Source organism: Mesorhizobium sp. J18, from assembly GCF_007829525.1.
In the GTDB taxonomy this organism is placed as follows: domain Bacteria; phylum Pseudomonadota; class Alphaproteobacteria; order Rhizobiales; family Rhizobiaceae; genus VLJP01.
The window spans coordinates 1-4,190 of the sequence record NZ_VLJP01000080.1 but is presented as its reverse complement, the minus strand read 5'-3'; the positions used below and the strand labels follow the sequence as shown (position 1 = coordinate 4,190).

The 4,190-nt window shown below is 60.3% G+C and carries 5 protein-coding genes and 1 pseudogene; 3 read left to right on the top strand and 3 right to left on the bottom strand.

All coding sequences use genetic code 11. The features are described from left to right. Positions 1-183: integrase core domain-containing protein (locus L598_RS20465; protein WP_144865725.1), on the top strand; the 183-nt coding region annotated here is incomplete at its 5' end. Between the two features lie 241 nt (positions 184-424). Here L598_RS20465 and L598_RS20460 read toward each other — a convergent pair. The 3 genes from L598_RS20460 to L598_RS20450 form a co-directional block, all read right to left on the bottom strand. Then, complete coding sequence (locus L598_RS20460) at positions 425-877, bottom strand: hypothetical protein (RefSeq protein ID WP_144865723.1); 453 nt, start codon at positions 875-877, stop codon at positions 425-427. 27 nt (positions 878-904) lie between these two features. After that, complete coding sequence (locus L598_RS20455) at positions 905-1,438, bottom strand: hypothetical protein (RefSeq protein WP_144865722.1); 534 nt, start codon at positions 1,436-1,438, stop codon at positions 905-907. A gap of 212 nt (positions 1,439-1,650) precedes the next feature. Then, a complete protein-coding gene (locus tag L598_RS20450) occupies positions 1,651-2,742 on the bottom strand; it encodes an alpha/beta fold hydrolase (protein ID WP_144865720.1) in 1,092 nt (363 codons plus the stop codon). Positions 2,743-2,842: 100 nt separating this feature from the next. Here L598_RS20450 and L598_RS20445 point away from each other — a divergent pair, with 100 nt between their 5' ends. Together L598_RS20445 and L598_RS20440 are read left to right on the top strand one after the other, a co-directional pair. Further along, positions 2,843-3,715, top strand: coding sequence for a LysR family transcriptional regulator (locus L598_RS20445; RefSeq protein ID WP_144865718.1), 873 nt, complete (start codon positions 2,843-2,845; stop codon positions 3,713-3,715). Between the two features lie 291 nt (positions 3,716-4,006). Continuing rightward, positions 4,007-4,190, top strand: a pseudogene (locus L598_RS20440) (IS3 family transposase); the annotation flags it as partial.

Sequence of the window (4,190 nt, the reverse complement as noted above, 5' to 3'; positions counted from 1 at the left end):
AACGCCCGCTTCCGCGATGAAATGCTGAATGGAGAAGTCTTCTACAGCCTCCGCGAGGCACAAATACTGATCGAGCAATGGAGGAAGCACTACAACACGAAACGACCACACAGCGCATTGGGCTATCGCCCGCCAGCCCCGGAAACCATCCTTCCGATGGACCAAAGACCGGCGATGCACTAACTTTTAAAATGGACCACTCAAGTGGGGCTGATCAGTGCAACCTGGATGGTTGCAGGCGAGTACGCCTATCGCTTTAAGAAGATCGGGGGAGACTGGCGCGTCACAGAGCTCACATTCCGTCTCGAAGATGAGACCGGTGACAGAGGTCTCGTTGAACGGGCGGCGGCCGTCGCAACGCGAGAAGGCGAGTGAAACAGGAAAGAGGCGACGAACCTTTATCAGCTTTGCCGGAAAGCCGAGTTCACCAAAACCCCACAAGACGCCCGCTTCCGATCGTGGCGGTCCAGATGAAGAGTGAAACGGATGCCGAGATGCGGGACGCGTTCGCGCGTCCCGACATGATGTGGAAGAAAAGAGCGTTGGCGCCCGCGAGCAGAATGAGACACAGCTTCATTCCCATGAAAGGGTTTTGCACATAGGCTTGTGCACGGACCGCAAACAGAACCAGGCCGCTGGCCAATGCGAAACCAAAGCCCAAAAAAGCGATACGGACGCTGAAGCCATCTGTAGCCGGATCGTGGTGACCACGCCGAAGGATCGATATGTCCACCACCGCGATCGCCCCGAACAGCAGAGCAAAGCCCGCGATATGGGCCGCGTTGACGAGCGGATAGGCCCAGGTGGAAGTGCGTAGCGCGCGCACCCAATCCAGTTCCTGGACCATGTTCATTGTCGCAAGGACGACGTCCCACATGACGGCCTTCCTATGCGAACACGAGCTTCAGCCACGCGGTTCGCCGGAGCAACCTGCGGGAAGCGCGACTGATTGCTGGCGCACGCCGACTCCGTCGAGCACAATCAGGTTCGGGCGGGCGACGTTCGGTTCCTCGCATGAGGGGAACGCTACGGCCTGGAGCGTATCGCCGACCTGTGGCGCCCGCGGCATTCCCCAGCGGTTGAGACGCGAGATCGGCGCAAGGTCGAGCGTCCACTGCCCCGCGGGCGCGACTTCGGCTTTGGCAACGACTTCCGCGAAGCCAAGCGCGGCCAGTTCCTCCGGCACCGGCAGCGAAGAAGGATCGAACACGGTGCCCTCGATGACCTCGATTGTCACTTCGGGATGGGGGTTCGTGTAGTTCACCTCCACGAGTTTTCCGCTGAAGAGGAGCGGCGCGTCAGTGTTGTAGAAACCCCATCCATGGTGAGCCGCGGACGGGGCGGCGAGCAGCCAGACGCTGGCGAAAATGGCGCCGAATGCTGCCTTGATCAGGCGTTGAGGCATCCATGTCGATGCGTTTGAACAATTGTTTTTCATGATGACCTCCGATTGAATTCGTCTCAGGGAGGGGCGGTGCCAGGTTCCAGAGCGTTCAGGGTGTCGATAATTGTTCGCGCCAACCACACTGCTTTGAGCGAGCAAACCCTTCGAGCGATTGCGTGCGAGGAAGGGCCAGCAGCAGGCTCAACAGAGGACAGAGCGCAATAGCATCCTTGAAGAGGGCCGCCACCCAATTTGGAGCGGAAGCATCAACCCTCGTTGGGTGTCTGCCCCCCAACCTCGTCCAGCGCCCCATCGGCGAGGTAATCGGTCACAACCTTGAAGAACGAAGCGCGTCCCTCGCCTGGCTCCAGATGCACGTAGTGAGATGCACCCGGCAGCTCATGGACCGTGACATCGCCAGCCGCCGTCAGGTCGCGTGTCATGGTCTCCACATCCACGGGTCGTGACCAGAAATCCTCGTCCGAACGGAGGATTATCACGTTGGCGCGGATATTTCCGGCATCATAGAGGGGTGCGTCGTTGACAGCCTTCAGCGTGTCGGCGATGGGACCCGAGGGATGACGGAAGCTCTCCGGATCGCGCTCTGCCGCGGTCGGGTCGCCCTCCATCGCCAACTCGACGTAGCGATCGACGAATGCGTCACTGATCCCTTCGGCCTCTGTCCAGCGCCCGACGAGACTTGCCGCGTCGGAGAGGCGATAGGCTCCGAACTTGTCATAATTGAAGGTCGCTGGTTCGCCCGGCGCGGCGAAGTTCTCGGTCAGAGACCATTCGCCCTCTCCGCCGTAGACGGAGTTGTAGAAGACCAGATAATCGATCGAGCCCGGATACGCGGCCTCTGTCGCGGCGAGCCAGTGCGAGCCGGTGGCCCACCCCATCGCGCCGACCGCTTCGCTCCCGTGGCGACTCGCGATCTCATCCAGCACCGCCTTGACGTCCTCGACGGCTTCCGCAGTCGGTACAGCGGGCGCGGAACCAAAACGGTCGCCGTCCATCGCAGGCGGAAATGACGAGCGGCCATAGCCGCGCAGATCGGCAATGTAGACCGTATGCCCCGCTTCTGCGAGATCTTCGGCCAGTGACAACTGATCAACATCCACGTCGAAGGATGCGAGCCCGCCGACGCGGGCGCCATGCAGCAAGAGCACGGGTCCGCGGCGTGTCTCGACATCCTCGTCCCGCACCTGCCGCACGAAAAGGTCGATCCCTGGAGCCGAAGACACCGTCATATCCTTGCGGGTGACGTCCGCCGCCGCCGATCCGGCGAGCACGGTTGCCATGAAGGCAGCGAGTGAGGTGGATGAAAGGATTGCGGTCTTGGAGAATCGGTTCGGCATAACGTTCACTTCGAATTGAATTCCAGCTCGACCAGAGATGGACGCTTTTGCGATACCATTCCAATACTATTATCAACACGATTGATCTGGATTGGCTATCATGTATGTTCGAGCCATGTCTCGTCTCGCGCTCGATCACAAGCTCCTTCGGCAGTTCCTTGCCGTCGCCGATGCCGGTTCAGTCCGTGGCGCCGCCGCGGCGCTGAACGTGTCACAGCCACCGCTCACCCAAGCGATTAAACGCTTGGAAGACGATCTCGGTCTCGTGCTATTCGACCGATTGCCAAAGGGAATGGCGCTGACGGAGGCGGGCCGCGTTCTGGCCGAGGAGGCGCAGGATGTGCTCGCCCGACTCAACCGCGCAGAAACCAGGGTCCGGCGAGTGGTTGAGGGCAATCCAATGACGCGGATTGGCTTTGTCAGCGCCGCATTGACCGGCGCGCTGCAGCGTCTTTTGCGAGAGCTTTCTGGGCGGCCGACAGATTTGTCGGAAATGACCACGCCCGAACAAGAGGCCGCTTTGCTGGAGGGGCGGATAGATGTCGGTCTGCTGCATCCGCCGATCGCGACCCAGGACATACCCTTCCATTCGCTCGGACGCGACCCGTTCGTTGCAGCTCTGCCTATTAATCATCCGCTTGCGCGTAGCGAGCAGATTTCGTTTGCGCAAATCGCCGCCGAGCCCTTCGTCTTGTTCCCGCGCGAACAGGGTCCATCGTTGATGGGCTCCATCGAACGACTCGCGTTCGAGCACGGAAGAACATTGAATGTCGTCGCAAGCGCCCCCCGGGTTCACTCGCAGCTCGCCATAGTCGCAGGAGGGGTCGGAATCGGCCTTGTCACAGCGAGCACGTCGAAGACCTTGAATTTCGAGGGCGTCCGCTTCGTGGATATCATGGATACAAGGAGCCGCCTTTTCATGGAGCTTGCGATCGCCGGGGATGAAGCGCTGATTGCGGCTATGCGGAGTTAGGTTTCGTGAGCAACTTACTACGGCGAGGCTCAAGGCTGGCTTTTGGATGCCAGATCCGAAATGAAGATGTTGGGGCGACCGGTAAGGCTGTGACACACTGGCGTGATAAACCGATATCCGACAACAATTGCGTAAATTCTGGTGTGTGATCAGTGACGAGAACACCGGTACTCGATTGCAATTTCAACATATGTCGCAGGCCGCCACTACGTCCAGAAAGTGCTGACCGACACGTGATAATCTCGGTCCATGCCATGCTGCGGCCATCGGCAAGGTTGGCGGGGCAGGTCGGGGAAACTTCTGAGCCCCGCTCGCCGCCGGGCCTGCATTGACCATGTCCGGGGTGAGTTGGGCGTTTCCGAGCGTCGGGCCTGCCAGGTGCTGCGCCAGCATCGCTCCACGCAGCGCAAGTTGCCGCAAGGGCGAGCGGATGAAGATCGCCTGGTCGCCGACATGATCGAACTGGCCCGACAAT